General features: G+C 73.7%; 23 protein-coding genes. 15 read left to right on the top strand and 8 right to left on the bottom strand.

Going from position 1 to position 25,299, the window contains the following annotated elements; all coding sequences use genetic code 11:
- Nucleotides 1-199 precede the first annotated feature (199 nt).
- The 4 genes from pdxR (ACZ52R_RS16820) (at nucleotide 200) to ACZ52R_RS16805 (ending at nucleotide 6,642) form a co-directional block, all read left to right on the top strand.
- Nucleotides 200-1,654: a MocR-like pyridoxine biosynthesis transcription factor PdxR gene (gene pdxR / locus ACZ52R_RS16820; RefSeq protein WP_465753661.1), complete on the top strand. Its 1,455-nt coding sequence runs from the start codon at nucleotides 200-202 to the stop codon at nucleotides 1,652-1,654.
- Between the two features lie 215 nt (nucleotides 1,655-1,869).
- Nucleotides 1,870-2,382, top strand: a complete 513-nt coding sequence (locus ACZ52R_RS16815; protein WP_360494087.1) for a hypothetical protein — start codon at nucleotides 1,870-1,872, stop codon at nucleotides 2,380-2,382.
- A gap of 670 nt (nucleotides 2,383-3,052) precedes the next feature.
- Entirely contained in the window at nucleotides 3,053-4,459 is a 1,407-nt protein-coding gene (locus ACZ52R_RS16810) for a family 2B encapsulin nanocompartment shell protein (protein WP_465753660.1), read from the top strand.
- 1,412 nt (nucleotides 4,460-5,871) lie between these two features.
- On the top strand, nucleotides 5,872-6,642 hold the full coding sequence (locus ACZ52R_RS16805) for a bestrophin-like domain (protein WP_465618127.1): 771 nt from the start codon (nucleotides 5,872-5,874) through the stop codon (nucleotides 6,640-6,642).
- Nucleotides 6,643-6,718: 76 nt separating this feature from the next.
- Here the strand turns inward: ACZ52R_RS16805 and ACZ52R_RS16800 are convergent, their stop codons facing one another.
- The gene (locus ACZ52R_RS16800) at nucleotides 6,719-7,756 is read right to left on the bottom strand and encodes a glycoside hydrolase family 18 protein (RefSeq protein ID WP_465753659.1); all 1,038 of its coding nucleotides are present in this window, start codon (nucleotides 7,754-7,756) and stop codon (nucleotides 6,719-6,721) included.
- Between the two features lie 121 nt (nucleotides 7,757-7,877).
- Between ACZ52R_RS16800 and ACZ52R_RS16795 the strand changes: the two genes are divergently transcribed.
- The 3 genes from ACZ52R_RS16795 to ACZ52R_RS16785 all read left to right on the top strand — a co-directional run bounded on the left by ACZ52R_RS16795 (nucleotide 7,878) and on the right by ACZ52R_RS16785 (nucleotide 9,993).
- Complete coding sequence (locus ACZ52R_RS16795) at nucleotides 7,878-8,516, top strand: class I SAM-dependent methyltransferase (protein ID WP_465618129.1); 639 nt, start codon at nucleotides 7,878-7,880, stop codon at nucleotides 8,514-8,516.
- Entirely contained in the window at nucleotides 8,513-9,157 is a 645-nt protein-coding gene (locus ACZ52R_RS16790) for a hypothetical protein (protein ID WP_465663459.1), read from the top strand. The genes ACZ52R_RS16795 and ACZ52R_RS16790 overlap by 4 nt, the downstream gene beginning before the upstream one ends.
- Before the next feature lie 248 nt (nucleotides 9,158-9,405).
- Entirely contained in the window at nucleotides 9,406-9,993 is a 588-nt protein-coding gene (locus ACZ52R_RS16785; RefSeq protein ID WP_360494105.1) for a TerD family protein, read from the top strand.
- 83 nt (nucleotides 9,994-10,076) lie between these two features.
- On the opposite strand, the gene ACZ52R_RS16780 is transcribed toward ACZ52R_RS16785, so the two are convergent.
- Entirely contained in the window at nucleotides 10,077-11,555 is a 1,479-nt protein-coding gene (locus ACZ52R_RS16780) for a lytic transglycosylase domain-containing protein (RefSeq protein WP_465753658.1), read from the bottom strand.
- A 586-nt stretch (nucleotides 11,556-12,141) separates the two neighbouring features.
- On the opposite strand from ACZ52R_RS16780, the gene ACZ52R_RS16775 reads away from it, so the two are divergent.
- Both ACZ52R_RS16775 and ACZ52R_RS16770 read left to right on the top strand, forming a co-directional pair.
- Entirely contained in the window at nucleotides 12,142-12,525 is a 384-nt protein-coding gene (locus ACZ52R_RS16775) for a hypothetical protein (protein WP_465664681.1), read from the top strand.
- A gap of 18 nt (nucleotides 12,526-12,543) precedes the next feature.
- A complete protein-coding gene (locus tag ACZ52R_RS16770) occupies nucleotides 12,544-12,843 on the top strand; it encodes a hypothetical protein (protein WP_360494114.1) in 300 nt (99 codons plus the stop codon).
- An 11-nt stretch (nucleotides 12,844-12,854) separates the two neighbouring features.
- Here ACZ52R_RS16770 and ACZ52R_RS16765 read toward each other — a convergent pair whose 3' ends face one another.
- The 3 genes from ACZ52R_RS16765 to ACZ52R_RS16755 all read right to left on the bottom strand — a co-directional run bounded on the left by ACZ52R_RS16765 (nucleotide 12,855) and on the right by ACZ52R_RS16755 (nucleotide 16,283).
- Entirely contained in the window at nucleotides 12,855-14,468 is a 1,614-nt protein-coding gene (locus tag ACZ52R_RS16765) for an alpha/beta hydrolase (RefSeq protein ID WP_465664682.1), read from the bottom strand.
- 156 nt (nucleotides 14,469-14,624) lie between these two features.
- Nucleotides 14,625-15,266 carry an NAD(P)-dependent oxidoreductase gene (locus ACZ52R_RS16760; RefSeq protein WP_465618140.1) on the bottom strand — a complete coding sequence of 214 codons (642 nt, stop codon included), beginning with the start codon at nucleotides 15,264-15,266 and terminating at the stop codon, nucleotides 14,625-14,627.
- Nucleotides 15,267-15,362: 96 nt separating this feature from the next.
- Complete coding sequence (locus ACZ52R_RS16755) at nucleotides 15,363-16,283, bottom strand: EamA family transporter (RefSeq protein ID WP_465618142.1); 921 nt, start codon at nucleotides 16,281-16,283, stop codon at nucleotides 15,363-15,365.
- A gap of 134 nt (nucleotides 16,284-16,417) precedes the next feature.
- Between ACZ52R_RS16755 and ACZ52R_RS16750 the strand changes: the two genes are divergently transcribed.
- Entirely contained in the window at nucleotides 16,418-16,915 is a 498-nt protein-coding gene (locus tag ACZ52R_RS16750; protein WP_360494126.1) for a MarR family winged helix-turn-helix transcriptional regulator, read from the top strand.
- Nucleotides 16,916-16,958: 43 nt separating this feature from the next.
- On the opposite strand, the gene ACZ52R_RS16745 is transcribed toward ACZ52R_RS16750, so the two are convergent.
- A complete protein-coding gene (locus ACZ52R_RS16745; RefSeq protein WP_465753657.1) occupies nucleotides 16,959-17,813 on the bottom strand; it encodes a methyltransferase domain-containing protein in 855 nt (284 codons plus the stop codon).
- A gap of 29 nt (nucleotides 17,814-17,842) precedes the next feature.
- Here ACZ52R_RS16745 and pdxR (ACZ52R_RS16740) point away from each other — a divergent pair, with 29 nt between their 5' ends.
- Nucleotides 17,843-19,360 carry a MocR-like pyridoxine biosynthesis transcription factor PdxR gene (pdxR, locus tag ACZ52R_RS16740; RefSeq protein ID WP_465618146.1) on the top strand — a complete coding sequence of 506 codons (1,518 nt, stop codon included), beginning with the start codon at nucleotides 17,843-17,845 and terminating at the stop codon, nucleotides 19,358-19,360.
- A gap of 91 nt (nucleotides 19,361-19,451) precedes the next feature.
- Here pdxR (ACZ52R_RS16740) and ACZ52R_RS16735 read toward each other — a convergent pair whose 3' ends face one another.
- Nucleotides 19,452-19,847, bottom strand: a complete 396-nt coding sequence (locus ACZ52R_RS16735; protein WP_465753656.1) for a hypothetical protein — start codon at nucleotides 19,845-19,847, stop codon at nucleotides 19,452-19,454.
- 130 nt (nucleotides 19,848-19,977) lie between these two features.
- Here ACZ52R_RS16735 and ACZ52R_RS16730 point away from each other — a divergent pair, with 130 nt between their 5' ends.
- The 4 genes from ACZ52R_RS16730 (at nucleotide 19,978) to ACZ52R_RS16715 (ending at nucleotide 22,606) form a co-directional block, all read left to right on the top strand.
- Entirely contained in the window at nucleotides 19,978-21,126 is a 1,149-nt protein-coding gene (locus tag ACZ52R_RS16730) for a glycoside hydrolase family 3 N-terminal domain-containing protein (RefSeq protein WP_465753655.1), read from the top strand.
- 256 nt (nucleotides 21,127-21,382) lie between these two features.
- Nucleotides 21,383-21,847 (top strand): hypothetical protein, encoded by a 465-nt coding sequence (locus ACZ52R_RS16725; protein WP_465753654.1) that lies wholly within the window; start codon nucleotides 21,383-21,385, stop codon nucleotides 21,845-21,847.
- 238 nt (nucleotides 21,848-22,085) lie between these two features.
- Nucleotides 22,086-22,430 carry an ArsR/SmtB family transcription factor gene (locus ACZ52R_RS16720; protein ID WP_465618154.1) on the top strand — a complete coding sequence of 115 codons (345 nt, stop codon included), beginning with the start codon at nucleotides 22,086-22,088 and terminating at the stop codon, nucleotides 22,428-22,430.
- A gap of 44 nt (nucleotides 22,431-22,474) precedes the next feature.
- A complete protein-coding gene (locus ACZ52R_RS16715; RefSeq protein WP_360494147.1) occupies nucleotides 22,475-22,606 on the top strand; it encodes a DUF6126 family protein in 132 nt (43 codons plus the stop codon).
- A 118-nt stretch (nucleotides 22,607-22,724) separates the two neighbouring features.
- Here the strand turns inward: ACZ52R_RS16715 and ACZ52R_RS16710 are convergent, their stop codons facing one another.
- Nucleotides 22,725-25,226 carry a cytochrome P450 gene (locus ACZ52R_RS16710; RefSeq protein WP_465753653.1) on the bottom strand — a complete coding sequence of 834 codons (2,502 nt, stop codon included), beginning with the start codon at nucleotides 25,224-25,226 and terminating at the stop codon, nucleotides 22,725-22,727.
- Nucleotides 25,227-25,299: the final 73 nt, after the last annotated feature.

Below are 25,299 nucleotides of genomic sequence, written 5' to 3'. Positions count from 1 at the left end.
CCAGTACCGCCCCGACATCCTCGACGGATTCCTCGCCGGGACCGGCCTCTCCCTCGACCTCCCGCCGCCATCACCCTGAAGCGCCAATTTCAGTAAGAGCCGGCCGGTGACTGTCGTCCGTCCGCAGGCCCGGGTGCGCCCGCCGCCCGGGCCGACCGCCCGCCGGGCGGGGACGGGGCGGCGGGTAGGGTGCGTGAACATGACGGACACGCGGGGCACGCACCTTTCCGAGCCCGCCCACCCGACCGGCAACGACCTGCACCTCGACCTCCCCGCCACCGGCGGCCGCCGCGCCGCACTGATGACGGCCCTGCGCGAGGCGATCCGCAGCGGCCGGCTGGCGCCCGGCACCCGCCTGCCGCCGTACCGGACGCTCGCCGCCGACCTCGGCCTGGCCCGCAACACCGCCGCCGAGGCCTACGCCGAACTCGTCGCCGAGGGCTGGCTGACCGCTCGTCAGGGATCCGGCACCACCGTCGCCGAACGCGCCGAACCCGTCCCGCCCGCCCAGGCCCGCCGGCCCTCGCGCCGCCCCGGGCCCCGGCACGACCTGCGCCAGGGCCAGCCCGACGGCGCCTCCTTCCCCCGTGCCGCCTGGCTGGCCGCCGCCCGCCGGGCCCTCACCGCCGCGCCCAACGAGGCCTTCGGCCCCGGCGATCCGCAGGGCCGGCGCGAGCTGCGCACCGTCCTCGCCGACTACCTGGCCCGCGCCCGGGGGGTGCGCACCGACCCGGACCGGATCGTGATCTGCTCCGGCTTCGCCCACGCGCTGCGGCTGCTCTTCGACGGCGCAAGGCCCGTCCTGCCGCCCGCCGAGAACGGGCCGCTGGCCGTCGAGGCGTACGGCCTGGGCTTCCACCACGGGCTGCTGGCCGCCGCCGGGGTCACAGCCGTGCCGCTGCCGATCGACGAACAGGGCGCCCTCGTCGACGAGTTGGCGCACCACAGGACCGTCCGTACGGCCCTGCTCACCCCCGCCCACCAGTTCCCCACCGGCGGCCCGCTGAACCCGGGCCGCCGCGCCGCCGTGGTCGACTGGGCGCGCGGCCGCGGCGCACTGGTCCTGGAGGACGACTACGACGGCGAGTTCCGCTACGACCGCCAGCCGGTCGGCGCCGTCCAGGGCCTCGACCCGGAGCGGGTGGTCTACCTCGGCAGCGCCAGCAAGAGCCTCACCCCCGCGCTGCGCCTCGGCTGGATGGTGCTGCCGGACCACCTGGTCGACCGGGTGCTCGCCGCCAAGGGCGAACGCGAGGGCTGGGCCAGCGCGTTGGACCAGCTGACCCTCGCCGAGTTCATCGACTCCGGCGGCTACGACCGGCACGTGCGCCGGATGCGCCGCCACTACCGGGACCGCCGCGACCAGCTGGTGGCCGCACTCGCGGTGAACGCCCCGCACATCGAGGTGTCCGGCATCGCGGCCGGCCTGCACGCGGTGCTGCGGCTGGAGCCCGGCACCGAGCGCTCGGTGCTCAAGGCTGCCGCCTACCGGGGCCTGGCCGTCGACGGCCTCGCCGACTTCCGGCACCCGGCGATCACCCCCGAGGCCATGCCGGCCGTCGACGGGCTGGTGGTCGGCTACGCCACGCCGCCCGACCACGCCTACACGGCGGCGGTCGAGGCGCTCTGCGACATCCTGCCGCCGTCCGCCTGAGTCCTGAGGGCTGAGTCCTCAGGGCGGGGGCCTCGGGCCGGGGTGCGAGCGGGAGACCGAGGGCGGGGGAGCGGCGAAGGATAGGCTCCCGGGCGCCCCGGTGGGGCCGGAACGCGACTTGCCGGTCCACGGCGTCCGCGCACCGCTCCTGCGTCGGTACGGAACCGGGCTGAGGAGAGCAGCCCAAGCGGTGCCGCCGCTTACGCTCCTTGGTCATGCGCAGAACACATCCGATCCGCGCCGCGCTCGTCGCGTGCCCGGCCCTCGTCGTCGGTCTGCTCCTCTCCGCCGCTCCCGCCCGGGCCGACACCCCGCTGCCCCTCACCGCCGTCTCCGACAAGCAGACGACCGTCCGGGGCGGCGAGTTCACGCTCACGCTGACGCTCACCAACCCTTACGACACCCCGATCCAGTTCGTCTACCAGAGTGTCCAGGAGACCTACGGAACCAGCCTGCAGACCGGCCTCAAGTTCACCGAGACCGCCTGCGGCACCCAGACCAACGGCTGCAGTGACAACGTCCACGGCGGCATCGCCCGGTACAACGTGCCGCTCGGACCCGGCGCCAGCAGCACCTTCACGGTGACCTACGCCATCGCCCCGGACTCGGCCTGCGGCGACGCCACCCGGATCGACTTCTACTCCTACCTGTACTACGAGTACAACGCAGGGCTGAGCAACAACGCGGGCATCGTCGGGGTCCCCGGCACCCAGGTCGCCTGCGCCTGACCCGAGAGTGACCCGGTCTCGAACCGATCCCGACCCGGCGCGGGCCCGCGACCGTCCCCGGCGCACGCCCCCACTGCGCATCCCCCGTTCCCCCGTCAGGTGCCGGCCGCCCCCGTTCCGGCACCTGACGGGCCGTCCGCGGCGTCGTGGGCGGATGGCAGGCCGGGCGCACGCGTGCCTCGATGCCCCATGGCCCGGTCGGTCCGGTCGATCTCCCCGGCCTGCCGATGTCGTCCGACTTGGCTTGTCTGCGGCTCGACCGGGTGCGACGCGGGTTTTGAGGTGGCCTGAACCGTCCGACCGGTGTGCCGGGTTGACGCCGGCCGGTGGCCGCCGGGGCCGTCCGACGGGGTCGGGGACGGGTGGGAAAGCCATTGGCAGCACGGGGATCGCAGGTGCGAACGGATGTTCCTCCGGTTTTCGGGGCGGTGGGGGCGGACCACGCGAGATTCACCCTATCGGGGGGTACTGGGCGTCCGTACGGCCTTGGTCGGGTTCTGGTGATCTAGGGTTCCGGATGGGCCGCCGGGAGAGGGCGGCCGCATCGCGACAGTTCGCCAACGCCCCCACCGATATACGGATCTGAGGATCCGTCACGGCATGCGCCAGGGCGGTTCGTTCGTACGGCCCTGGCCGCGTGACCCGACCACAGGAATGGAGACCCCTGCCGATGCCCGTGGACACGAGCCCGGAGACAGAGCAGGTCAAGCAGCAGAGCCTTGCGACGGCCGCTGCACGCAACCTTGCCACCACGACCAAGTCCGCACCGCAGATGCAGGAGATCACCTCCCGCTGGCTGCTCAAGGTGCTCCCCTGGGTGCAGGCCGCCGGTGGCGCCTACCGGGTGAACCGTCGGCTCACCTACACCGTGGGCAACGGCGTGGTGGAGTTCATCAAGACCGGTTCCCAGGTCCGGGTGATCCCGGCGGAGCTGGGTGAGTTGGCCCTGCTGCGCGGCTTCGAGGACGAGGAGGTGCTCACCGCCCTGGCCGACCGCTGCCAGCAGCGGGACTTCGGCCCCGGTGAGGTGCTCGCCACCCAGGGCGAGGCCGCCGACCGGATCTTCCTGATCGCGCACGGCAGGATCAACCTGTTCGGCACCGGCAAGTACGGCGACGAGACCGAGATCGGCGTGGCCGCCGACGGCGACCGCTTCGGTGACGACTCCCTGTTGAACCCGGACGCCGTCTGGGACTGCACCGCCAAGACCGTCACCTCCGGTGTGGCCCTCACCCTGACCCGGGCGGACTTCGCCGCCATCCGGGACAACGCGCCCAGCCTGCAGGAGCACCTGCAGGCCTTCCTGGCCCTGCCGCTGCAGGCCCAGAACGAGCGCGGCGAGGCCGAGATCGCCATGTCGGCCGGTCACCACGGCGAGTACGAGCTCCCCGGCGCCTTCGTGGACTACGAGCTCAATCCGCGTGAGTACGAGCTGAGCGTCGCGCAGACCATCCTCAAGGTCCACACCCGCGTCGCGGACCTGTACAACCAGCCGATGAACCAGATCGAGCACCAGCTCCGGCTGACCATCGAGGCCCTGCGCGAGCGCCAGGAGCACGAGCTCGTCAACAACCCGGAGTTCGGCCTGCTCAACAACGCCGACTTCGACCAGCGGATCCAGACCCACTCCGGCCCGCCCACCCCGGACGACCTGGACGAGCTGCTCAGCCGCCGCCGCGACCCCGACTACCTGCTGGCCCACCCGCGGACCATCGCCGCGATCGGCCGCGAGTTCAACGCGCGGGGCCTGTACCCCACCCACGTCGACCTCGGCGGGCAGCAGGTGCCGGCCTGGCGCGGGGTACCGATCCTGCCCTGCAACAAGATCCCGATCACCAAGGAGAACACGAGCTCGATCCTCGTGATCCGTGCCGGTGAGGACAACCAGGGCGTGATCGGCCTGCACCAGACCGGCATCCCGGACGAGTACCAGCCGTCCCTCTCGGTCCGCTTCATGGGGATCGACGAGAAGGCGATCATCTCGTACCTGGTCAGCGCCTACTACTCGGCCGCGATCCTGGTGCCGGACGCGGTCGGTGTGCTGGAGAACGTCGAGATCGCGCACCGCCGCCACTGAGCGCGCGGAACACGTTCGTGCGGAACAGTGCGTGCGGGCCGTAACCGGCCGGCACCAAGATCGTTTGACCTGATGACGGACGGCTCACCCCCGGAGGTGGGCCGTCCGCCGCGCGTTTGACCACTTTTGGTCGTGTCCGATCGATTCTCGGCCGGGAGCCGACCGCTTCCGGCCGGTCCTGTCTTGTCCCGTCCTTCCCCCCATGCGACCCGAGAGGTGTGTGGAGCCCATGTCCCAGCGTCGGCAGTTACGCCGGATACCGCTGCACGCCGGCGGGTCGGCGGTCTCCGGGCGGCGGGTACGGCTGATCGGCGCGGCGGTCGGCGTGGTCGCGATGTGCGCACTGGCCACCGGCGCGACCGCGTCCGGGGCCGAGCACGCCGGAGGGTATCCGCACGGCCCGGCCGTGGACACCTGCGTCTGCACCGAGACCGACGTGTCGGTGTCGGTGGGGCCGGGCGGCAGCGTGGGCGTCGGGGTGGGCGTCGACGTCCAGGTCGGCGTCAGCGTCGCCCCCAACGCCGGTACCGGACACCACGGCCACAGGCCCCCGTCAGGCCACCACCCGTGCCACACGCCCCGGGCCACTCCCCTCCCGGCGGCTCCCTCGTCCTCGGCGGGACCACGGCCGGAGCCCGGGCGGCCGGACGACGAGCACGAGGGGCCGGACGGGCACGGCGAGCGCGGGGGGCACAGCTGGCACGACTGGCACGACTGGGGTCACCACCATCACCACCCGCACCCCTGCCCGAGTCCGACGCCCACGCCTACACCTACGCCGACCCATGCGCCCACCCCCACGCCTACACCTACGCCCACCCCCACGCCGACCCCGACTTTTACGCCGACCCCCACGCCGACGCCGACCCCCACGCGTACGCCGACCCCCACGCCCAGCCCGACGCCGGCTCCCACCCCGCCGCCCCCGTCGCCGCCCGCGCCGCCGCCGCCCGTACCTGCGGCCCCGGCACCCCCGGCTCCCGCTCCGGATCCGCCCGCTCCCGCGCCGGTCCCGCCGCCACCCGCTGTCCCGGTCGTGCCGAGTCCGGTCGTGCCCAGTCCGGCGGCCCTGAGCGCCGCCCCGCCGAGCCCGGTGCGCCCGAGCCCGCTGTGGCCGGTGCCGTCGGCGCGGCCGACGTTCCACGTGCCCGTTTCGAAGCCGATGAGTGTGCCGCAGCGTCACCACGGCGCCTCGATGACCAAGACGATGCTGCTGGTCATGGTCCCCGCCGTGCTCGCGGCGGCGGCCCTGCGCCCGGGCGGTGGCGGCGGCCGCGGTCGAGGCCGCGCGGGCCGGTCCTGACCCACCACGGGCCCCGACGCCCGTCGGTCGGCCCCGGGACCGCTCCGGCCCCGGGGCCGCCTCCGATCTTTCTGTTCCGTCACAAGCCAAGCCAGAGAAGGGAGTTCCCATGTCCGAGTGGGTGGCGTTGGTCATCGCCATGGCGGCGGCCTGTGTCGTCGTGGTGGCGGTGGTGCTGTTGAGGCACCGCCGCGTGCGCACGGTGGAGAGCACCGACGAGACGCCGGACGTCATCGAGTACATCACGATGATGATCGGGGTGGTCTACGCGATCGTCCTCGGTCTCGCCATCGCGGGTGTCTGGGAGGGGCGCGGCGCCGCCCAGGACGACCTGTTCCGGGAGGCGCAGTCGCTGCGCGAGGTGAGCGACCGGGCGGTGGTCTACCCGGTGGAGTTCCGCGACCAGGTCCGCGCCGACGTGGACGCCTACGTCACGTACGTGGTGAACACCGAGTGGGACTACATGCGCGAGCACGGCGAACTCACCGAGAAGGGCGGCCAGTTGCTGCAGAAGCTGCAGACGGACGTCGCCACCCGGCCGCCGGCCTCCGACCTGGAGTCGCAGGCCTACCAGCCGATCCTGGACCGGATCGACCAGGCCTCCGACGCCCGCAATTCGCGCGGCCAGAACGCCGGCCCCACCATGCCGGACGTGGTCTGGTTCGGACTGCTCGGCGGTGCCGTGGTGACGGTCGGCATGCTGTTCGCGCTGCAGATCCGGAACACGCCGCGGGAGTTGATCCTGGCACTCTGCTTCAGCGCGCTGATCGCCTTCCTGCTGTTCATGATCTGGGACTTCGACAACCCGTTCTCCCGCAGCGTCTCGGTGACCACCCAGCCGTTCGAGGACCTCTTCCCCTCGCTCAACCTCAAGGGCTGAGCAGCGGTGGACGGCCCGCGCGGAATCGGCGGTATCCCGCGCGGGCCGTCGCCGTTCACAGTCGCCTGATGTGACGTCAGCGAAGACTGCTGCCCGTCGAGTTGAGCATCGTGCCGGCCGTGTCGTCGTTCTCCAGGGAGAAGGCGAACAGGCCGCCCAGCCCCTTGCTCTTGGCGTAGGCCCCGCGCGCCTGGACGGCCTGCGGAGTGTCACCGGTCCAGAAGTCGGTGCCGTCGTAGACCCAGCTGCTCTCGGTGACCGGGTCCCAGTGGGTCTGCGCCGCGGTCGGGTTGAGCTCCTTCCAGGCGGCCAGACCGGCCGCCTGGCTCATCGGCTTGGCGGCCGTCGGACCGGTCGCGCTCTGGTAGAGGCCGAAGTTCGAGCCCGCCGGGACGCTCGTCCAGCCGCGCCAGTAGAACGGGATGCCGAGCACCAGTTTGCTCGCCGGGAAGCCGCCGGGGATGCCGTACTCGGGCAGGCCGGTGGTGTACGCGGCGACCGTGGTGTCCACGTTGTACTTGCGGGTGCCGGGGGTGATCGGCGTGGTCGGATCGGCCGGGCTGTCGTGCAGCGGGTCCTGGTGGTTGGTCGGGCCCTTGGCGTCCCACGCGCCGTGCATGTCGTAGGACATCACGTCGGCGTAGTCCAGGTAGGCGCCGATCCTGTCGGTCTCCAGCTGGGCGACCTTGTCCTGACCACTGGGCAGCGCGGCGGTCGGCAGGTAGCGCTTGCCCTGCGCGGAGCCGAGGGTGTCCAGCTGGGTGCGGAACTCCAGCAGCAGCGTGTAGTTCTGCCTGTCGGCGGGGGAGTAGTGGTTGCCGGTGTGGACGCCGGCCGAGCCGGGGTACTCCCAGTCGAGGTCGATGCCGTCGAAGATGCCCGCGGCCGAGGCCTGTCCGCCCGAGGCGTCACCGGCGACACCGGTCGGCAGGTTCCCCTTGAGGAACATGTCGATGCAGGAGGATACGAAGGTCTTTCGGGAGGCGTCGGTGGCCGCCGCGCCGGAGAAGTACTTGGAGTACGTCCAGCCGCCGATCGAGATGGTGAACCGCAGGTTCGGGTACGCGGCCTTGAGCTGGCGCAGCTGGTTGAAGGGACCAATATTCGCCGTCAAGGGTGTCCGCCCGCTGGACCGTTCCCGGTCGTGGTCTCGTCGGCCCGGTAGGTTGGCCGGTGCAACCGGCAGGACCGGCACGAGCAGGCCCGTCGAACGACCGTCGAACGGAGGAGCCGCGATGGACAGCCAGGACTGGGACGACCGCTACGCCGCGAGCGAGCTGGTGTGGGGCGCCGAGCCCAACCAGTGGGTGGTCCGCGAACTGACCGGCCGCGCTCCCGGCCACGCCCTCGACCTGGCCGCCGGCGAAGGCCGCAACGCCATCTGGCTGGCCGCCCAGGGCTGGGAGGTCACCGGACTGGACTTCTCCGCCGTCGCCCTGGAACGCGCCGAACGGCTCACCGCCGACCTGCCCGACGAGGTCGCCGACCGCCTCACCTGGCGCCACGGCGACGCCCGCACCTTTGAAGGCCCCGCCGCCGGCTACGACCTCGTCCTGGTCGCCTACCTCCAGCTCCCTGCCGAGGACCGCCGCACCGCGCTGCGCCGCGCCGCCGACGCGCTCGCCCCCGGCGGCACCCTGCTGGTCGTCGGACACGACCTGAGCAACCTCACCGAGGGCGTCGGCGGCCCGCAGGACCCGGCCGTGCTCTTCACCCCGGAGGACGTCCGGGCCGACCTCGCCGACCTCGGCCTGCGCACCGTCCGCGCCGAGCGGGTGCACCGTACGGTCGGTGGCGAGCCCGGGCACAAGGGTGGGGGCGCGGGCGGCGTCGCCGTGGACGCGCTGGTACGGCTGGAACGGGCCGCGCGGTGACGGACGGACCCGCTCGGCGCGCCGTGCTCGGCGGGCTGTTGGCCGTCGCCCCGCTGGTGCTGGCGGGGTGCTCAGGGAAGCCGAAGCAGCCCGCCGCGATGCCCGAGCCGAGCGACCTGGGCCGCGAGGCCTTCGTGATGGTGATCCGGCACGGCGAGAAGCCCGACGGCAGCCACCCGGGCCTGGACGAGGCCGGCAAGCCGGACGGCAAGTCGCTCACCGAGCGCGGCTGGGCCCGCGCGAAGGCGCTGCCCACGTTGTTCTCCCCGCCCGTGCCCGGTCTGCGCACCCCGGCCAGGATCCTCGCAGCCGCCGATGACGGCCCGCTGGCCGGCGCACGCCGGATGCGCCAGACCGTCACCCCGCTGGCCGGCAGGCTCGGGCTGACGGTGAACACCGGGTACGCGGAGTCCCAGGAGTCCGCGCTGGTCGGCTCCGCCCTGGCCGGGGAGCAGCCGGTGCTGATCTGCTGGGAGCACTCGCGGATCCCGCGGATCGTCGAAGCGCTCGGCGCCACCGGCAGCGGCGTGCCCGCCGCCTGGCCGGACCGGTTCGACACGATCTGGACGTTCTCCCGGCCGGCGCGCGGGCCGTGGGCCTTCCACGAGGTGCGGCAGCACCTGCTGGACGGCGACACCTGATCCGCCCCGGCCGGGAGGGCGTAGGAGAGTCGGCCCTGGACAGCGTCCTGCCCCGGTCGTTCGGTGCCGTTCCACGGCTACGCCGGACGTCGGACCGCCGGTTCCGTCGGTGTGCGGACCGTTGTCGGGGGTGAGGCGAGGGGGAGTGCGGGGTAGGGGTGCTCGCAGGACCCCGTCGGATGATCAGGAAATTTTCTACAGTGCTGTAGATTCTCGGCACGCGGCGGTGGCAGAACGAGGAGGACGCGATGAGCGTTTCGCTGGCCAAGGGGCAGCAGATCAGCCTGGAGAAGCCGGGCGGTGGGCAGCTGAGCCTGGTCCGGATGGGCCTCGGGTGGAAGGCGGCGGAGCGCAAGGGCTTCCTCGCCAAGCTGCTCGCCGCCGGCCGGGAGATCGACCTGGACGCCTCGGCGGTGCTGTTCGCCCAGGGGCGGCCGGTGGACGTGGTGTTCTTCCAGCACCTCACCAGCAACGACGGCTCGGTGCGGCACAGCGGGGACAACCTGGTCGGCGGCTCGGGCGGCGCGACCGACGACGAGTCGATCACGGTCAACCTGACGACGGTGTCGGCCGAGGTCGATCAGATCCTCTTCACCGTCAACTCCTTCACCGGCCAGACCTTCCAGGAGGTCGAGGCGGCCTTCTGCCGGCTCGTGGACGAGACCACCGGTGCCGAGCTGGCCCGCTACACGCTCACCGGCGGCGGCCCGTACACCGCGCAGATCATGGCCAAGGTGCAGCGCACGCCGACCGGTTGGCAGATGGCCGCGATCGGCCAGCCGGCCAGCGGGCGGACCTTCCAGGACCTGATGCCGGAGTTGGTCAAGCACCTCTGAGCAGGCCCGGACGGGCGGCGGTCGCAGCGGGGGCGCGGTTCCACGAGGTGGAACCGCGCCCCCGTCCTGTCACTTCTTCCTGGTCACTTCTTCGGGGCGGCCGACGGCGAGAACGAGGCGCTGAGGGTGGTGCTGGGCGCGGCGCTCGGGGAGCCGGTCGGGGCGGGGGTCGGGCAGCCGGGGGTGCCGGTGGGCGTCGCCGTCGGGGTGCCGGTGGGCGTCGCGGTCGGGGACGGGGAGCCCGTCGGGGTGGGCGTACCCGTGGGCGTGCCGGTGGGCGTGCCGGTGGGCGTGCCGGTCGGGGTGGCCGTGGCCGTCGGGTCCGGGCAGGCCGTGGGCGTGCCGGTCGGGGTGCCCGTGGGCGTCGTGGTCGGGGTGCCGCTCGGGGTGGTCGTCGGCGTGCCGGTCGGCGACGGCGAACCGGTGGTCGTCGGCGTGCCGGTCGGCGACGGCGAACCGGTGGGCGTGGGCGTCGTCGTCGGCGTCGGCTGCGCGGTCGGCGACGGGTTCGGGGTGGGCGTCACCGGCGTCGTCGGCTCCTGCGTCGGAGTCGGTGTCGGTGTCGGAGCCGGGGGAGCGGTCGGCGTCGTGCCGGCACCGGTCGTGCCGCTGCCCGTCCCGCCGCCGACCGTCGGGTCGCCGACGACCGGGAGGTACGGCGAGGGCAGCGAGGACGTCGGGACCGAGGACCCCGCGCGGTCCGGGACGGTGGTCACCGTGCCGCTGCCGTAGTGGGCCATCCAGTTGCGGACGGTCCGCAGGTACTCGCCCGAGTTGTTGTAGCTGAGCACCGCGCGGTCGAGCTGCGCCGGGTCGGCGAGGTCGCGGCCGCCCGCGCACAGGTAGCGCCCGGCGGCCTCGGCGGCGTCGAAGACGTTGTTCGGGTCGGCCTTGCCGTCGCCGTTGGCGTCCACGCCCCAGGAGGCCCAGGTGGACGGGATGAACTGCATCGGTCCGACGGCGCGGTCCCAGCGGGCGTCGCCGTCGTAACGGCCGCCGTCGGTGTCGGCTATCGCGGCGAAGCCGTTGCCGTCCAGTGCCGGGCCGAGGATCGGGGTCAGGGTCGTGCCGAAGGCGTCCACCTGGCCGCCGTTGGCCTGCCCGGACTCGACCTGGCCGATCGCGGCCAGCAGCTGCCAGGGCAGGTGGCAGCCGGGGGAGCGCTGTGCCACCGAGGCCTCGGCCTGGTGGTAGGCGGTGAGCACCGTGCTGGGCAGTGCGGGCCCGGTGGCCGCGAACGGGCCGGCGTCGGGTGCGCCGGGCAGCGTGCCGGGCGGCTGCGGGAACAGGAGGGTGCTGCCGCCGTCGGCCGGGACTGCGGTGCCGGGGGTGCCGGGTGAGGGGGTGCCGTCCAGGGTGCCGGTCCCGTAGCGGTCGTCGCCCCGGGCGGTGGTGCCGCTCGTCGGACCGGTGTCGGCGGCCGCGACCGGCGCGAGCCCGAGACCCGTCACCTGAGAGCCGGTCAGTGCGGCCAGTGCGGCGAAGGCGGCCGCCGTCCCCGTGACCCGCTTGCCGACCCGGACCTTGCGCCCGCCCTGGGTGCTGCCGAACCTCGCCGTCATCCGTTTCCCCTCCCCGTCGCCGTCCGGACCATCCCGGAACGGTTGAGTTGTCGGCATCGTGCCCGTCATCGTGCCCGTCCATCTGATAACGGGAGCCGTCGCCGGGACGATTAGTATCACGACGATCTGACAGGGACAGGGTGACCGGGAGGCGGCCCGACGCCCACCGAGGGGTTGACTCGGCACTTCAGCGGGGGTGCGGCCGCTTCCCGGGGCGTCGCGCGAGGCCGGTGGCCTGCGGTCGTCCGGCCCGCTTCCGGCGGCATCTCCGGTTCCGGTACGGGGAGTTGACCAAGGCCCCAACGGCGGTGGGACGGACGCCCCGGGCGCCGGACCGGCGGTTCGGAGCACGGGGGTGGTACGTGTGCGGCGGTTCGGGCTCCCCGGCGGCGCCCGCGACCGACCCCTCTGACCTGCCGGAACGTCCGCCGCTCGGGGCGGCCTCCCCTAGCAGGACGAGCCTGCGGGCGCCAGGGTGCGTCCCCAACTCGGCCCTGGACGGGTGACGTTCTGGTGAAAGTGGGCATGCCAGGTATCGCCGCCCGGCATGCTGTGCCGCGTGATGATGCGGATGGAGGTCCAGACCGTGAGCGCGAACCTGCCGGATACCGTCGCCGAGGGAGCGGTCGTCCTGCCGGCGCCCCCTCGGGTCGTGGACGACCTGGCCCGTGACCTGACCCAGGCCGCCGCCGCCGTCCGGGCGGTGTCGCGGAACTGTCGCTCCGGTGGGGACGTCGCGGTCGCCGCCTACACCGCGGTGGTGTGCACCGGACTGTCGGCCGCCCGCGCCCTGGAGGAGGCGGCCGCCTGGTGCCGGCAGGCCCCCGAGGCCGAGGTGCACTCGCTCGCCTGGGCCCGGGTGCCGGGGCACCGGGAGGACGTCCACGAGTACCGCGTCACCATGGCCGTCAGCTTCCCCGACGACGAGACCGGCGAGCACCTCGGGGACACCCACCACTCCCGGCACTGAGGTCGTATCATCGACTCCATGGATGAGGGGGGTACGAACGACATGATGAACGACACCGCAAGCACCGCCGACGCCGACGGCCCGCAGGAGCTCTCGCGGGCCGCCGCCGTCACGGTCACCGTCCTGGCCGCGCTGTGCGGTTCGGCGATGCTGCTGGCCGTCTTCCACTGGCTGGGGTGGACCGTCCCGGGGATCGGCTGGATCGTCGCCAAGGCCGGGATCAAGCTCGCCGTCGGCGGCTTCGCCGGGCTGGCCGTCGGCCTCACCTGGCTCCGCTCCAGGCTGGGGTCCGGGCTGCGGACCCGGCCCCGGCGCTGACCTGGCAGCCGTCAACCCGCCTGCGGTGAAGCGCAGGTGAGGTCGTGCGCGGGTGCCTGGTCGTCCAGCAGGTAGCGCTCGACCACGTCGGTGACGCAGGCGTTGGGACCGGGGTACTGGCCGTGGTCGCCGTTCCCGGTGACGGTGACCAGCCTCGAGCCGCGCAGCGCGCGGTGGGCGCCGAGCGCCGCCTCGTAGTAAGTCGCCGGATCGTGCACCGAGTTGAGCATCAGCGTGGTCGGCAGATGGGCGCCGGTGACCTTGACCTTGGGCGCCGGGGCGACCGGCCAGGAGGCGCAGACCGCGCTGAAGGCGAGTGTCCGGGAGCCGGCCAGCGGCCAACGGGCGGTGTTCTCGGCGCCGCGCGCGATCCAGGTGTCCATATCCCTGGTCCACGGGGTGTCGGAGCAGGTCACCGAGAAGTACTCGGCGAGGAAGTCCGGGCTGAGGTAGTGGCTGAAGGCTTTCCCGGCCATGGCCTTGGCCGCCGGGTCGGCGGTCTGCCAGTTGTCGACGGTGGTCAGGATCCGGGCGAGGATCGGGAAGTTGGCGGCCTCGTAGATCGCCCCGATCGCCACGTTGTCCAACTGGTTCGGGCCGATCGTCACCGAGCCCTCGACGATGGGCGAGTCGTGCAGTGCGGCGCGCCGCTGCTCCCAGTGCGCCTGTACCTGCTCCGGCGTCGAGCCCCAGTGGTAGGTGGCGTCCCGGGCCGCGAGCCAGGGGACGAAGTCCTCGTCGAAGCGGCGCTGGAAGCTCATCGGCTGGCCCAGTTCGAACTTCTCCCAGGTGCCCTCGAAGCCGATGTTGCTGTCCAGCACCATCCGCTCGACCCGGTGCGGGAAGAGCGTGCCGTAGTAGGCGCCGATCATCGTGGCGTAGGACGGGCCGAAGTAGCTGAGCTTGCGCTCGCCGAGCAGGGCGCGGAACAGGTCGATGTCGTGGGCGGTCTGCTCGGTGTTCAGGTAGGGGATCAGGTCGCCGCTGCGCTCCTGGCAACTGGCGGCCAGCTTCCTGGCGTTGGCGATGACGCCGTCGATCGCGGCGGGGGACTGGTCGCGGTAGTCGCCGGCCAGGAACTCCTGGTACTCCTCCGGCGTCTGGCACACGGCCTTGGTGCTCGCGCCGACCCCGCGCTGGTCGAAGCCCACGATGTCGTAGGCGGCGGCGACGGCCGGGGCCGTCTCGGCCAGCCCGGCCGGGCGCGGCAGGCCCGAGGCGCCGGGGCCGCCGGCCGCCATCAGCAGGGTGCCCCTGCGCTTGGCCGGGTCGGTGGCGCGGTGCCGGGAGACGGCGATGCTCAGGTCGGCCCCGACGCCGGGGTGGTGCCAGTCGCGCGGGGCGGCCATGGTGGCGCAGTCCAGGGTGGGCTGCCCGGCGCAGGGCTGCCAGTTCAGGGTCTGGTGGGTGTAGCGGGCGGGTGCCGGGTCGGCGTCGCCCGGGTCGCGGGCGGTGTCGGCGCCGGCGGTGGCGGGTGCGGCGAGGCCGGCGAGGACGGCGGCGGCCACGGCCAGTGCGGCGCGCCGGAGGCGGGGCTTGGCCGTGGCCGGGACGGTGTCGGTCGCTGCGGTGCTCGTCGCTGCGGTGCTCGTCGGCGCGGTGTCGGTCGATGCGGTGTTGGTCACGGAAACGATCCTGTCCGAAACCCGCCCTGACGATCGATCACCCGTACCCCCGTCTTCGGGGTGGTGCTGGCTACACCCCCGTCCGGGTGGGAGCCCCAGCATCCGGTCTGTGGTGGACCGCGGCGGCCTCACCCCCGTCGAGGCCGCCGCGGCCGGTCAGTAGCCGGCGGTGAACCGCGCGCGGCGGTGGGCGGGCCTCTCGACCTCGTCGAGGAGGGCGATGGCGAGGTCCTCCATGGAGATCGCCGAGTTGCCGTCGGTGTCGACCAGCAGTTCGTCCCGTCCGAGCCGGAACCGGCCGGTGCGCACACCGGGCTCGAGCAGCGCGGCCGGGCTCAGGTAGGTCCAGTCGACATCGGCGTCGGCCGCGCGGTAGTGCGCGAGTTGCTCGTTGCAGGCCAGCGCGATCGGCCGGATCGCGGCGGGGAACCCGGGGTCCTCCACGAGGGTCATCCCGTCGGTGCCCGGGACGGTGAGGCTGCCCGCGCCGCCGACGGCCAGCAGCCGGACGCCGGTGCCGGCGATGCCCGCCAGCAGGCCCTTGGTGGCGACGGCCAGTTCGTGCTCGCTGCCGGGCACCGGGCGGGTGGCGGTGATGACCGCGTCCTGCCCGGGAGCTATCCGGGCGACGTCCTCGGGGTTGCGGGCGTCACCGACGGCGATGGCGGCGGCGGACGGCAGGCCGTGCGGCTTGGCCGGGTCCCGTACGACGGCGGTGACCTCGTGGCCGCGGGCGAGCGCCTCGGTCACGACCCGGCTGCCGACGTTGCCGGTGGCGCCGAACACGGTGATACGCATGGGGAGTTCTCCTTGAACCGGGCTGGACTGGATGCGGGATGCGGGATGCGGATTTTCGGGATGTGGGATGTGGGCGCGGGGTGCGGATGAGGCGGGTCAGGCGTTCTCGCGCACCGGTGGCGTGGAGGCCGATCGGGCCACCGGCGTCGACCCGGTGGCGGCGCCGGGCCGCCGGGTCTGGGCGACGACGAGCGAGCCGAGCACGACCAGGGCGCCCAGCGCCTGCAGCGGACTGAGGTCCTGTCCGAGCGCCAGCCAGCCGATCGCGGTGGCGACCACCGGGCTGAGCAGGGCGAGGAAGGAGACCGAGGTCGGCGTCAGCGCCTGGATCCCGCGGAACCACAGCACGTAGGTGAAGGCCGCGCCGATCAGGCACAGGTAGGTGTAGCCGAGCACGTTGGCGGCCGTGTAGTGGGACGGCGGCGCTCCCTCGGTGAGCAGCGTGAGCGGAACCAACAGCATTCCGCCGGTGGTGAGTTGCCAGCCGGTGGTGGCGAGCAGCGGGGCGGGGGACACCCAGAGCTTGGAGAGGACGACGCCGGCGGCCATGACCACCGCGCCGCCGAGCGCGGCGGCCACCCCGAGGGCGTCCAGCTGCGCGTTGGCCCGCAGGACCAGCAGGCTCACGCCCGCCACGCCGGCGATGCCGGACAGCACGGTCCGCAGGGTGAGCCGGTCGCCGAGGACGGCGGCGGAGAGTCCGGCGGTGATCAGCGGCTGGACGGCGCCGACGGTGGCCGCGATGCCGCCGGGCAGGCGGTAGGCGGCGATGAAGAGCAGGGCCTGGAACGCCCCGATGTTGAGCGCGCCGAGGACCAGCGATCGCCACCACCAGCTGCCCTGCGGCAGTCGGCGGGTGAGGGCGATCAGGAGGAGCCCGGCGGGCAGGCAGCGGATGACGGCGGCGAGGAGGGGACGGTGGGGCGGGAGCAGCTCGGTGGTGACGAGGTAGGTCGTCCCCCAGATGGCGGGGGCGAGGGCCGTCACCAGTACGACGGCGAGGCGATGTCTTAGCACTAAGCCAATGTATCTCAGCGCTAAGGTATTTTCCATCGGAGCCGACCGGTGACGTGGCTCACAGTTATCTCACCGCTAAGGAATCCTGTACCTCACCGCTAAGGAACCCGAGCCCGATCGCCTACCCTGGAGCCGTGGCAGATCATGTGGACCGCGTAGTCGCGCAGTGGGCCGCCGAGCGCCCCGACCTGGACGTTTCCCCGATGGAGGTGTTCGGCCGGCTCAAGCGCCTCTACCGCCTGGTGGACGCGGCGCTCAACCGCACCTTCGCCGAGCACGGCCTGGACGCCGCCTCCTTCGACGTCCTCGCCACCCTGAAACGCAGCGGCCCGCCCTACCGCCTCACCCCCACCGGCCTGATGCAGTCCGCCATGGTCACCTCCGGCGCCATCACCCAGCGCCTCGACCGGCTGGAGGCCCGCGGCCTGGTCACCCGGACCCGCAGCGACCAGGACGGCCGCAGCCGCGAGGTCGCCCTCACCCCCGAGGGCCACGCCCTGATCGAGCGCGCGCTGCCCGACCACCTCGCCACCGAGTTCGGCCTCCTCGAGGGACTGGACGACGCCCGGACCGCCGCGCTGGTCGACGCGATGCGCACCATGCTGGCGGCCCTCGGAGACACCCCCGAGTAACGCCTCCGGCCCCGGCCCCGGTCCTGGCCCCGGCCCTTCTGCCTCAGGGATTGACGGCGACCGCCTTGAAGAAGGTGTAGTGGAAGGTCCCGCCCGGCTCGGCCGCGCGGCGCAGCTCCGCGATGCCCCGGTCGAAGTCCTCCGCCGTGGCCAGCCCGGCGGCCAGCGCCTCCGCCCGCACGGCCTCGACCATCGCGACGAAGGTCCGCAGGGTGAAGCCCTCCACCAGCGCCGGGCGGCCGCCGTCGGCGTACACCGTCCGCGGCCGGACCGTCACCTCGGTGAACCCGGCCGCCGTCAGCAGCGGGTAGAGGCGGCGGCCGATCAGCCCGTCGCCGCCCGCCTCGGCCTGGAGCCGGACCAGGTGGTCGATCGTCCGGCCGGCCGCCAGGCTCTGCGGGTGGAAGAAGGCCGAGCCGTGGTCGCCCTCGATCACCGTGATCGTCCCGCCCGGCCGCAGCACCCGCCGCAGCGCCGCGAGCCCGGCCGCCGGATTGGGCAGGTGCTCCAGCACGAAGCAGAGGAAGACGTGGTCGAACGCGCCGTCCGGGAACGGCATCCGGTGCAGGTCGCCGTGGTGCCAGGTGACCTTCGCGTCGGGCATCTGCGCCGCCACCCGGGCGCGGGCCTGCGCGAGCGACTCCGCCGAGAGGTCCATCGCGGTGAGCAGCGCCCCCGGGCCGGCGGCCAGCAGGTGCACCGTCTGAGCCCCCACCCCGCAGCCTGCCTCCAGCACCCGGCTGCCCGCCGGGTAGGCCGTGCCCGCGTGCAGCAACTCGGCGAGGGTGTCCGCCTGGTCACCGAGGCGCTGCGCCTCGGCGTCCGAATAGCCGTGGACGTACTCCGAATGGCCGTGGACGTCGGTCGTGTTCTCTGGCGGTGCCGTTTCCGTGGTCATGGCCCCCACCCTCGCGCCACTATGGTCCGGTGAACAGGTCCAAAGCCACCACGTCGGACAGGTCCAAAGCTGCCGCATCCGACAGGCCCAAAGAGCTCGGCGCCGACTTCCTCCAGCTCGACACCGCCGACGCCCCGCCCGGCGGCCTCGCCGACTGGCTCGCCCGCCGGCTGCGCGAGGCCGTCGCCGACGGGCGGCTCCCGGCCGGCAGTCGGCTGCCCGCCAGTCGGGTGCTGGCGGCCGAACTCGGCGTCTCCCGTGGGGTGGTGACCGACGCCTACCGTCGCCTCGCCGAGGAGGGGCGGGTCGCCGGGCGCGGCCGGGGCGGCACCGTCGTGGTCGAGGCCCCGGCCCCTCCCGCCGCGCCCGACCCCGAACCTCCCCGCCCCCGGTCGGCGGCGCCCGCCCTCTTCCGGGACGACCCCGACTCCGAGGTGTTCGACCTGCTGCGCGGCACCCCCGCCCGGATCGACCTCACCCCCGGCGTACCCGACCTCGCCGCCTTCCCCCGCACCGCCTGGCTGCGCGCCGAACGCGCCGTCCTCGACGGCCTCGCCGCACACGACCTCGGCTACGGCGACGTCCGCGGCACCCCGGCCCTGCGCCGGGCCGTCGCCCACTGGCTCGCCCGCAACCGGGGCATCCGCGCCGACCCCGACGAGGTGCTGATCGTCGCCGGGACGGCCCAGGCCCTCGCCCTGCTCGGCCGCGCCCTCGAACGGACGGGCATCACCGAGGTCGCGGTCGAGGACCCCGGCTCCCTCGGCGCCCGCCAGCACCTCGCCCACTGGCTCGCCGCCACCCCGCCCGTCCCGGTCGATGCCGACGGCATCCGGGTCGACGCCCTGCGTGCCACCGGCGCGCAGGCCGTGCTGCTCACCCCCGCCCACCAGTACCCGACCGGCGTCGTCCTCGGCGGCGACCGCCGACGCGACGTGTTGCGCTGGGCGGCGGAGGGCGGCCTGGTCATCGAGGACGACTACGACGCCGAGCACCGCTACGACCGCCCGCCCGTCGCGGCGCTGCGCGCCACCCTGCCGGACCGGGTCTGCTACGCGGGCAGCATCTCCAAGCTGCTCGCCCCGGCCCTGCGAACCGGCTGGCTGCTGGTACCCGCCCGCCTCCGCGGCGCCGTCCTCGACGCCAAGCGCTTCGCCGACCTCGGCAACCCGGTCCTGCCCCAGCTCGTCCTCGCCCACCTGATGGAGTCCGGCGAACTCGACCGCCACCTACGGCTGCTGCGCCGCCGCCACCGCCGCCGCCGGGATGCCATGATCACCGCCATCCGCACCCACCTCCCCGGCGCCACCGTCCACGGCGCGGCGGCAGGCCTCCACCTGATGCTCACCCTGCCGCCGGAACTCGGCTGCACCGACACCGAGTTGGCCACCGCCGCACTGGCCCGGGGCGTGAAGGTCCAGCCCCTCTCCTGGCACGCCCGCCTCCCGTACCCACCCGGCCTGGTCCTCGGCTACGCGGCGGGCTCACCGCCCGAGATCACCGAAGGCATCGCCGTCCTCGGGCAGTTGGTCCGCCACGCGGGGTGAGGGCGGGCGCAGCCGAAGCCAGGCCGGGCGCGAGCGCCGGGCCCGAGCGCCGAGCCTGCGTGCCGGGCCCGAGCGCCGGGGCCGGCTTCCGTTACAGAGCGCCGTGCCACCAGGGGTCGGCCGCGGCGCGGGCGAGTTCGGCGTCGTACTGCTCGGCTTCGAAGTCGAACTCCGGCGGGCGGGCCTCCAGATATGGCACCTCCCAGTCCGAGCAGCGGATGACGTTCCCGAAGCGCTGCACGTCGGCGGAGAGGTAGCCGCAGCAGCCGCCGGTGCAGTCGGGCTCGCCCAGCTCCACGCGGTGCGGCTCGGCGGTCGCCTGCAGCGGGCTCGGGCGGTCGCGAGGGAGCAGCAGGCCGGCCCACCGGCCCTGGCCGGCGGCCCCGGCCGCCTGGGCCACCAGGTCCTCGCCGTTGACCCAGACCCGCACCTCGGCGGGGAGGCGCGGGCCGGGCGGCAGGATCCTGATCTCCAGTCGATCGAACATCCGGCCAGCCTAGGGCCCTGCGGGGCATCGTCTGTCGGAATATCGGCTGGACCCGGTGTGGGGTGGAATGGCGGATCGGGGTCCTGGGTACGCTGACGGGCCGTAGACCGCTGCTGACCCAGGAGGCGTGATGGCCCCGCTCCGGCGAGTCGCCCGGTTCGGGGCGGTGCTGACGGTCCTGGGGGCCGCGTTCGGGCCCGCCCCGATCGGGTCGGCGTCCGCGCCCCGCAGCACCCACCCGGAGAGGACCGTAGCGATGGCCGCCCAGGACCAGGAGGAGTCGCGCTTGCTCGCCGGACGGCGGATCGTCCTCTCGTACGCGGGCCCGACGCCGCCGCCCGGGGTGCTGCGGACGATCCGGGAGGGCCGGGCGGCCGGGGTGATCCTGTTCGGCGAGAACGTCACCGGCCCGGAGCAGCTCGCCGAGGCCGTCGCCGAGTTGAAGCAGGCGGCCGCCGAGGCGCCGAACCCGCGCGCGCTGCTGCTGATGACCGACCAGGAGGGCGGCAGGATCCGCCGGCTGCCCGGTGCGCCCGAACTCTCCGCCCGCCGCACCGGGTCGGCTCCGAACCCGGCGGCCGCCGCGGTGGACTCCGGCACCGGCGCCGCCCGGACCCTCACGGACGCCGGGCTGAACGTCAACCTCGCCCCGGTGCTCGACGTCTACGACACCCCGGACAACTTCATCGACCACTTCGAGCGTTCCTACAGCCAGGACCCCGCCACGGTCGGGAGGTTGGGCAGCGCCTTCCTCGCCGCCCAGCAGAGCCTCGGCGTGGCCGCGACCGCCAAGCACTTCCCGGGCCTCGGCGCCGCCGCCCGCGAGGAGAACACCGACGACCGCCCGGTCACCCTCACCGTCCCGCTGGAGCAGCTGCGGACCCGCGGCGAGGCGCCCTACCGGTCCGCGATCGCGGCGGGTGTCCGGCTGGTGATGGCCTCCTGGGCGGTCTACCCGGCACTGGACCCGGAGCGCCCGGCCGGACTGTCGCCCACTGTCATCCAGGGCGAGCTCCGCGGCCGGCTGGGCTTCGACGGCGTGACCGTCACCGACGCGATGGAGGCCGGCGCGCTCGCTCCGTACGGCGACACCGGCGACCGCGCGGTGGCCGCCGCCGAGGCCGGCATGGACCTGCTGCTCTGCTCCGTCCGCGACCCGCAGCAGGCCGAGGACGCCACCGATGCCCTGGCCGATGCCCTCGACTCCGGCCGGCTCGATCGCGACGCCTTCGCCGCCGCCGTCGCCCGGGTCGACGCCCTGCGCGCCTCCCTCGGCTGACCGGTCGCGGAGGCGGTGCGGAGGCGGTTCACCTGGGGGCAACGTGGGCGTTGCCTGGGGGCTTGCGCGGGTTGGGTCACTCAAGGGTGATTGCGCCATCGAAGGTCTGGTTTCGGTCGAGCCGGTAGTTCCAAGGGTAAAACTGGCTCGTCGCATAGGAATCGCATGACAAAGTATCTGTCTGTGGGCCTATGAAATGTCATATGTGCCACGCCACCTGTCTCTGACCGTCCTCGTGCCCTCCCAGGAGGAACTCATGAACCGCATCGCCAAGATCGCGGCCGGCGCCGCCGGCGCCGGCGCCCTGTTCGCGGTGCCCGTACCGGCGTTCGCCTCGGCCCCGACGGCTGCCGCTGCCACCACCGTCACCACCTGCGGGTGGTCCGGCCTGCAGGCCGGGCTGTCCACCAAGGTCTGCGCCGACGTCACCGGCAACAGCGTCGTGCTGTACGGGCAGATCGGGCTGGCCGGCCCGCCGTCGCCGGGCACCCCGTGGCCGCCGGCGCCGCAGGAGCTGCTCACCCGGGTGTCGGCCGACGTGACCGGCGGTAACTCGCTCGGCGCGGTGAACGGTCGCACCGTGTTCACGGTCAGCACCGTGCGGGTCGACGGGATCACGGCGACCGCGCCGTGCGGTTCGACCGTGCACGCATCCTTCTCGGTCGAGACGATGTGGTGGGGACCGTCCCCGGTGACGGTCGATGTGCCTGTAGTCTGCTGACGGCTCATCACTGTGACTGCCGAGCCCGGGAGTTGGTAGCGTCTCGGGCTCGGCGTTCGCATGTCCGGGCGCGGCGTGCCGATGTGAGGTGGGTCACCTGCGCGCGTCGCCCGGGAGTCGTCGAGCTGTGACGACTTGAAGAAATCTTCATCTGTCCGCGATGATGCCTACCGGCCGTGGCGCGCACCCGCCCGGCCGGGACGACCACCGAGCCGGATTCGAGGGAGGCGCGCGGACGATGCCGGTCCCGCTGTACCAGGCCAAGGCGGAGTTCTTCCGCACCCTCGGCCACCCCGTGCGGATCCGGGTCCTGGAGCTGCTCCAGGACGGACCCAGGCCGGTGCGCGAGCTGCTGGCGGAGATCGAGGTCGAACCGTCCAACCTCTCCCAGCAGCTCGCGGTGCTACGCCGCACCCAGCTGGTCACGGCCACCCGTGAGGGCAACACGGTGGTGTACGCGCTCAGCACCCCGGACGTGGCCGAGCTGCTGCGCGCGGCGCGCCGGATCCTGACCGAGCTGATCACCGACCAGGGCGCGCTGCTCACCGAGCTGCGTGTGTCCGGCGGCCGGCGGTCCCGCTGAGCCGCGCCCGGCCCGTCCGCCCGACCCGAGGAGCACCACCCACCATGAACGACGGCACGAGCGAGGAGAAGAGGCGCCGCAAGGCGATGCTGATCCGCGCGGGCATCTACATCTTCGCCACGCACCTGTTCGCCGGCTTCGTGCTGCTGCTGTTCGCGCTCGGCGGCCGGAAGTAGCGGGGCGCGAGCGGGCGGCTGTCCGGTGCCCCCGCTCATCGGTGCGCCGGCTCAGCGCTGCCCTCCGTTCAAGGCTGCTCTCCGTTCAGCGCTGCCTCCGTTCAAGGTTGTTCTCCGTTCAGCGCTGCCGCCCGCCGTCCGGCACCAGGTAGCGGTCGCTGGTGCTGGTCCAGGCCTGTACGCCGGCGACGAGCTCCCGGGTGCCGTCCAGGTACCAGCGCCCCGCCGGGTGGCGGCGCTGCAGGTCGCGGCGCAGGTCCTCGCTCTCCTGCCGCAGTCGCGCCACCCGGTCGCGGACGGCGCGGACGGCGCGGCTCCGGGTGCAGCGGCGGGCCCGTTGCAGGGTGAGCACGGTGTTGAAGGCGGCCGCGGTCTGCCGTTCCTCCCGCTCCAGCGAGTAGAGGTCGTTGATCAGCGTGGCGGTGTCGGCGGTGTTGGCGCGCAGGCGGTGCAGCGCGGGCTCCGCGTGGAGGGCGGCGGGGGCGTCGGCGCCGTGGACCCGTTCCAGTATGTTCATGAACGGGTAGAGGCAGCTGCCGTGTCGGCGCAGCCGCATGGTGTCCGCCAGGCCGAGGGCGGGCACGGTGCCGCGGGCGCGGTGGTCGGCTTCGGCGGGGAAGGTGGCCAGGCAGGCCTGCCATTCGCGGGCGGCGCGGGCGCGCCAGGCGGGGGACATCGACGCCGTCTGACGTTTCCACAGTTCCCGCCAGGAGCCCAGGAGTTGGCAGTCCGGAGGGGTGCTTCTGCCGTCGAGGACGGCGATCAGCGGGTCGACCAGGGCGTGTGCCTCGGCCGGGCGGCGTCCGGGCGTGCCGTCGAAGCGGTCGTCCAGGATGGTGAACCAGCCCAGCATGTCCACCAGCAGGTCGAGTTCGGTGCCGCGGGCGGTGGGGAAGGCGTGGCCGATCAGCTCGTGCAGGGCGTAGGCCCGGTAGCCGGGCAGCTCCGCGGGGGTGAGCAGGCCGTGGTGGACCGCCCAGTCGGTGTGCCGGTCCGCGGCGGCGCGCAGCTCGCCGGGCGGGCGTGCCGGCAGGGCGGCCGTGGGGGTGCCGGTGAACGGGCAGCCGCCTGGTACCGCCGGTTCGTCGCGCGAGGGCGCCGCACCGCTCGCCCGCGCGGTCCGTTCGCTGCGCGCGGCCCGGCCCGCGCCGCCCGCCGGCCCCGCGTCGGTCGACCGCTGCTCGCGCGGCGCCAGCCGGACGCGCAGCCCCTGCGCCTGGACCGTCGTCCAGACCACCTCCCGGGCCCGCGCTCCGGGCACGGCCTCAGGGCGCCAGCGGCGCAGGATCGCGGCTGCCGCGACCGTCAGCTCGGCCCAGGCGAAGGCCTCCCCGATGCACTTGTGCTTGCCCGCTCCGAAGGGCAGGAAGGACGGCCGCCCGGTGCCGCCGCCGTCCTGCCAGCGCTCGGGGCGGAAGCCGAGCGGCTCGGGGTAGCGGACCGGGTCGCGGTGCAGCGCGGTGAGGCTGTACAGCAGTTCGGTGCCGGCCGGGATCCGGTACGGGCCGAGGTCGACCGGGACCTGGGCGGTGCGCATCAGGAAGGCGTTGGGCGCGTGCAGGCGCACCACCTCCTGGGTGACGTTGCGGGTGTACGTGAGCCGGGCCAGTGCCTCGGGGGTGGGGATGGTGCCGGCGGGCAGGTGCTCGTCCAGTTCGGCCAGGACGCGGGCCTCCACCTCGGGGTGGCGCAGCAGTTCGTCGAGCAGCCAGGTCAGTGTGGTGGAGACGGTCTCGGTGCCCGCGCCGAACATGGTGATGGCCTCGGACCGGACGTCGGCTTCGGTGAGCGGGCGGCCGGTGCCCGGGTCGGTCGCGGCGCGCAGCAGGCCGGGCAGGGTGCCCCGGCCCCGGCCCCGGCCCCGGCCCCGACCCTGACTCTGGTCGGAACGGGTGTTCGCGGTACGGCCGTTGACGGCCTGGTCGACGACCCGGTTGAGCACCCGCACGGCGGCGTCGAAGCGCCGGTTGACGGGCAGCGGCAGCCGGGCGAGCGCCGGGTGCGGGTAGAGGGACTGGACGATCTGGCCCTTCACCATGTCCGGCAGCGCCTGCTGGAAGGCGAGGGTGGCGTCCTCGCTGAGCCGGGCGTCGAACAGTGAGCGGGTGACGATCTCCAGTGCCAGGTGGTTCATCTCCTTGGCGACGTCGAGGACCTGACCGGGGCGCCAGCGCCCGGCGCGCTCCTCGGTGACCTGGTGCATCACGGCCAGGTATTCGCCCATCCGGTCCGGGCCGAACGCGGGCTGGATGATCCGGCGCCGGTCGCGGTGGGCCTGCCCCTCGGACATCAGTAGGCCGTCGCCGAACGCCGTCTTGAGGGTGTCCTGGACGGCGCCGCGCGGGCAGTCGTAGGCGAGCGCGACGAGCAGGGTGTGGACCAGCCGGGCATCGGTGACGACGCAGACGGTGCGCGGCCCGAGGCGGATGCGCACCACGCCGCCGTGGCGGGAGAGGGAGCCGAGGAAGCCGAGCGGGTCGCGCAGCAGGGCGGCGGCGTGCCCGAGGCCGGGGAGCGCGCCGGGGGCGAGCGGGGGCACGGCCGCACGGGTCAGGGGGGACGGGTGCGCCGCGGATCTCGGGGCGACGATCCGTTTCCGGGTCTCGGTCTGCAGGTTCATGACATTACCTCTCACGGGAGGGCCGGTGCGGGCGGTGCCGGGCGGGCACCGGCACACCGGCCGCGAGTCGGGG

It is taken from the genome of Kitasatospora sp. NPDC034023 (assembly GCF_055575795.1).
This window is presented reverse-complemented; position numbering and strand designations above follow the sequence as displayed.

Bases quoted from the DNA above. Each gene is read 5' to 3' on its own strand.
- pdxR (WP_465753661.1), top strand. From the start codon at position 200: ATGACGGACACGCGGGGCACGCACCTTTCCGAGCCCGCCCACCCGACC.
- ACZ52R_RS16815 (WP_360494087.1), top strand. From the start codon at position 1,870: ATGCGCAGAACACATCCGATCCGCGCCGCGCTCGTCGCGTGCCCGGCC.
- ACZ52R_RS16810 (WP_465753660.1), top strand. From the start codon at position 3,053: ATGCCCGTGGACACGAGCCCGGAGACAGAGCAGGTCAAGCAGCAGAGC.
- ACZ52R_RS16805 (WP_465618127.1), top strand. From the start codon at position 5,872: ATGTCCGAGTGGGTGGCGTTGGTCATCGCCATGGCGGCGGCCTGTGTC.
- ACZ52R_RS16795 (WP_465618129.1), top strand. From the start codon at position 7,878: ATGGACAGCCAGGACTGGGACGACCGCTACGCCGCGAGCGAGCTGGTG.
- ACZ52R_RS16785 (WP_360494105.1), top strand. From the start codon at position 9,406: ATGAGCGTTTCGCTGGCCAAGGGGCAGCAGATCAGCCTGGAGAAGCCG.
- ACZ52R_RS16780 (WP_465753658.1), bottom strand. From the start codon at position 11,555: ATGACGGCGAGGTTCGGCAGCACCCAGGGCGGGCGCAAGGTCCGGGTC.
- ACZ52R_RS16770 (WP_360494114.1), top strand. From the start codon at position 12,544: ATGGATGAGGGGGGTACGAACGACATGATGAACGACACCGCAAGCACC.
- ACZ52R_RS16760 (WP_465618140.1), bottom strand. From the start codon at position 15,266: ATGCGTATCACCGTGTTCGGCGCCACCGGCAACGTCGGCAGCCGGGTC.
- ACZ52R_RS16745 (WP_465753657.1), bottom strand. From the start codon at position 17,813: ATGACCACGGAAACGGCACCGCCAGAGAACACGACCGACGTCCACGGC.
- ACZ52R_RS16735 (WP_465753656.1), bottom strand. From the start codon at position 19,847: ATGTTCGATCGACTGGAGATCAGGATCCTGCCGCCCGGCCCGCGCCTC.
- ACZ52R_RS16730 (WP_465753655.1), top strand. From the start codon at position 19,978: ATGGCCCCGCTCCGGCGAGTCGCCCGGTTCGGGGCGGTGCTGACGGTC.
- ACZ52R_RS16725 (WP_465753654.1), top strand. From the start codon at position 21,383: ATGAACCGCATCGCCAAGATCGCGGCCGGCGCCGCCGGCGCCGGCGCC.
- ACZ52R_RS16720 (WP_465618154.1), top strand. From the start codon at position 22,086: ATGCCGGTCCCGCTGTACCAGGCCAAGGCGGAGTTCTTCCGCACCCTC.
- ACZ52R_RS16715 (WP_360494147.1), top strand. From the start codon at position 22,475: ATGAACGACGGCACGAGCGAGGAGAAGAGGCGCCGCAAGGCGATGCTG.
- ACZ52R_RS16710 (WP_465753653.1), bottom strand. From the start codon at position 25,226: ATGAACCTGCAGACCGAGACCCGGAAACGGATCGTCGCCCCGAGATCC.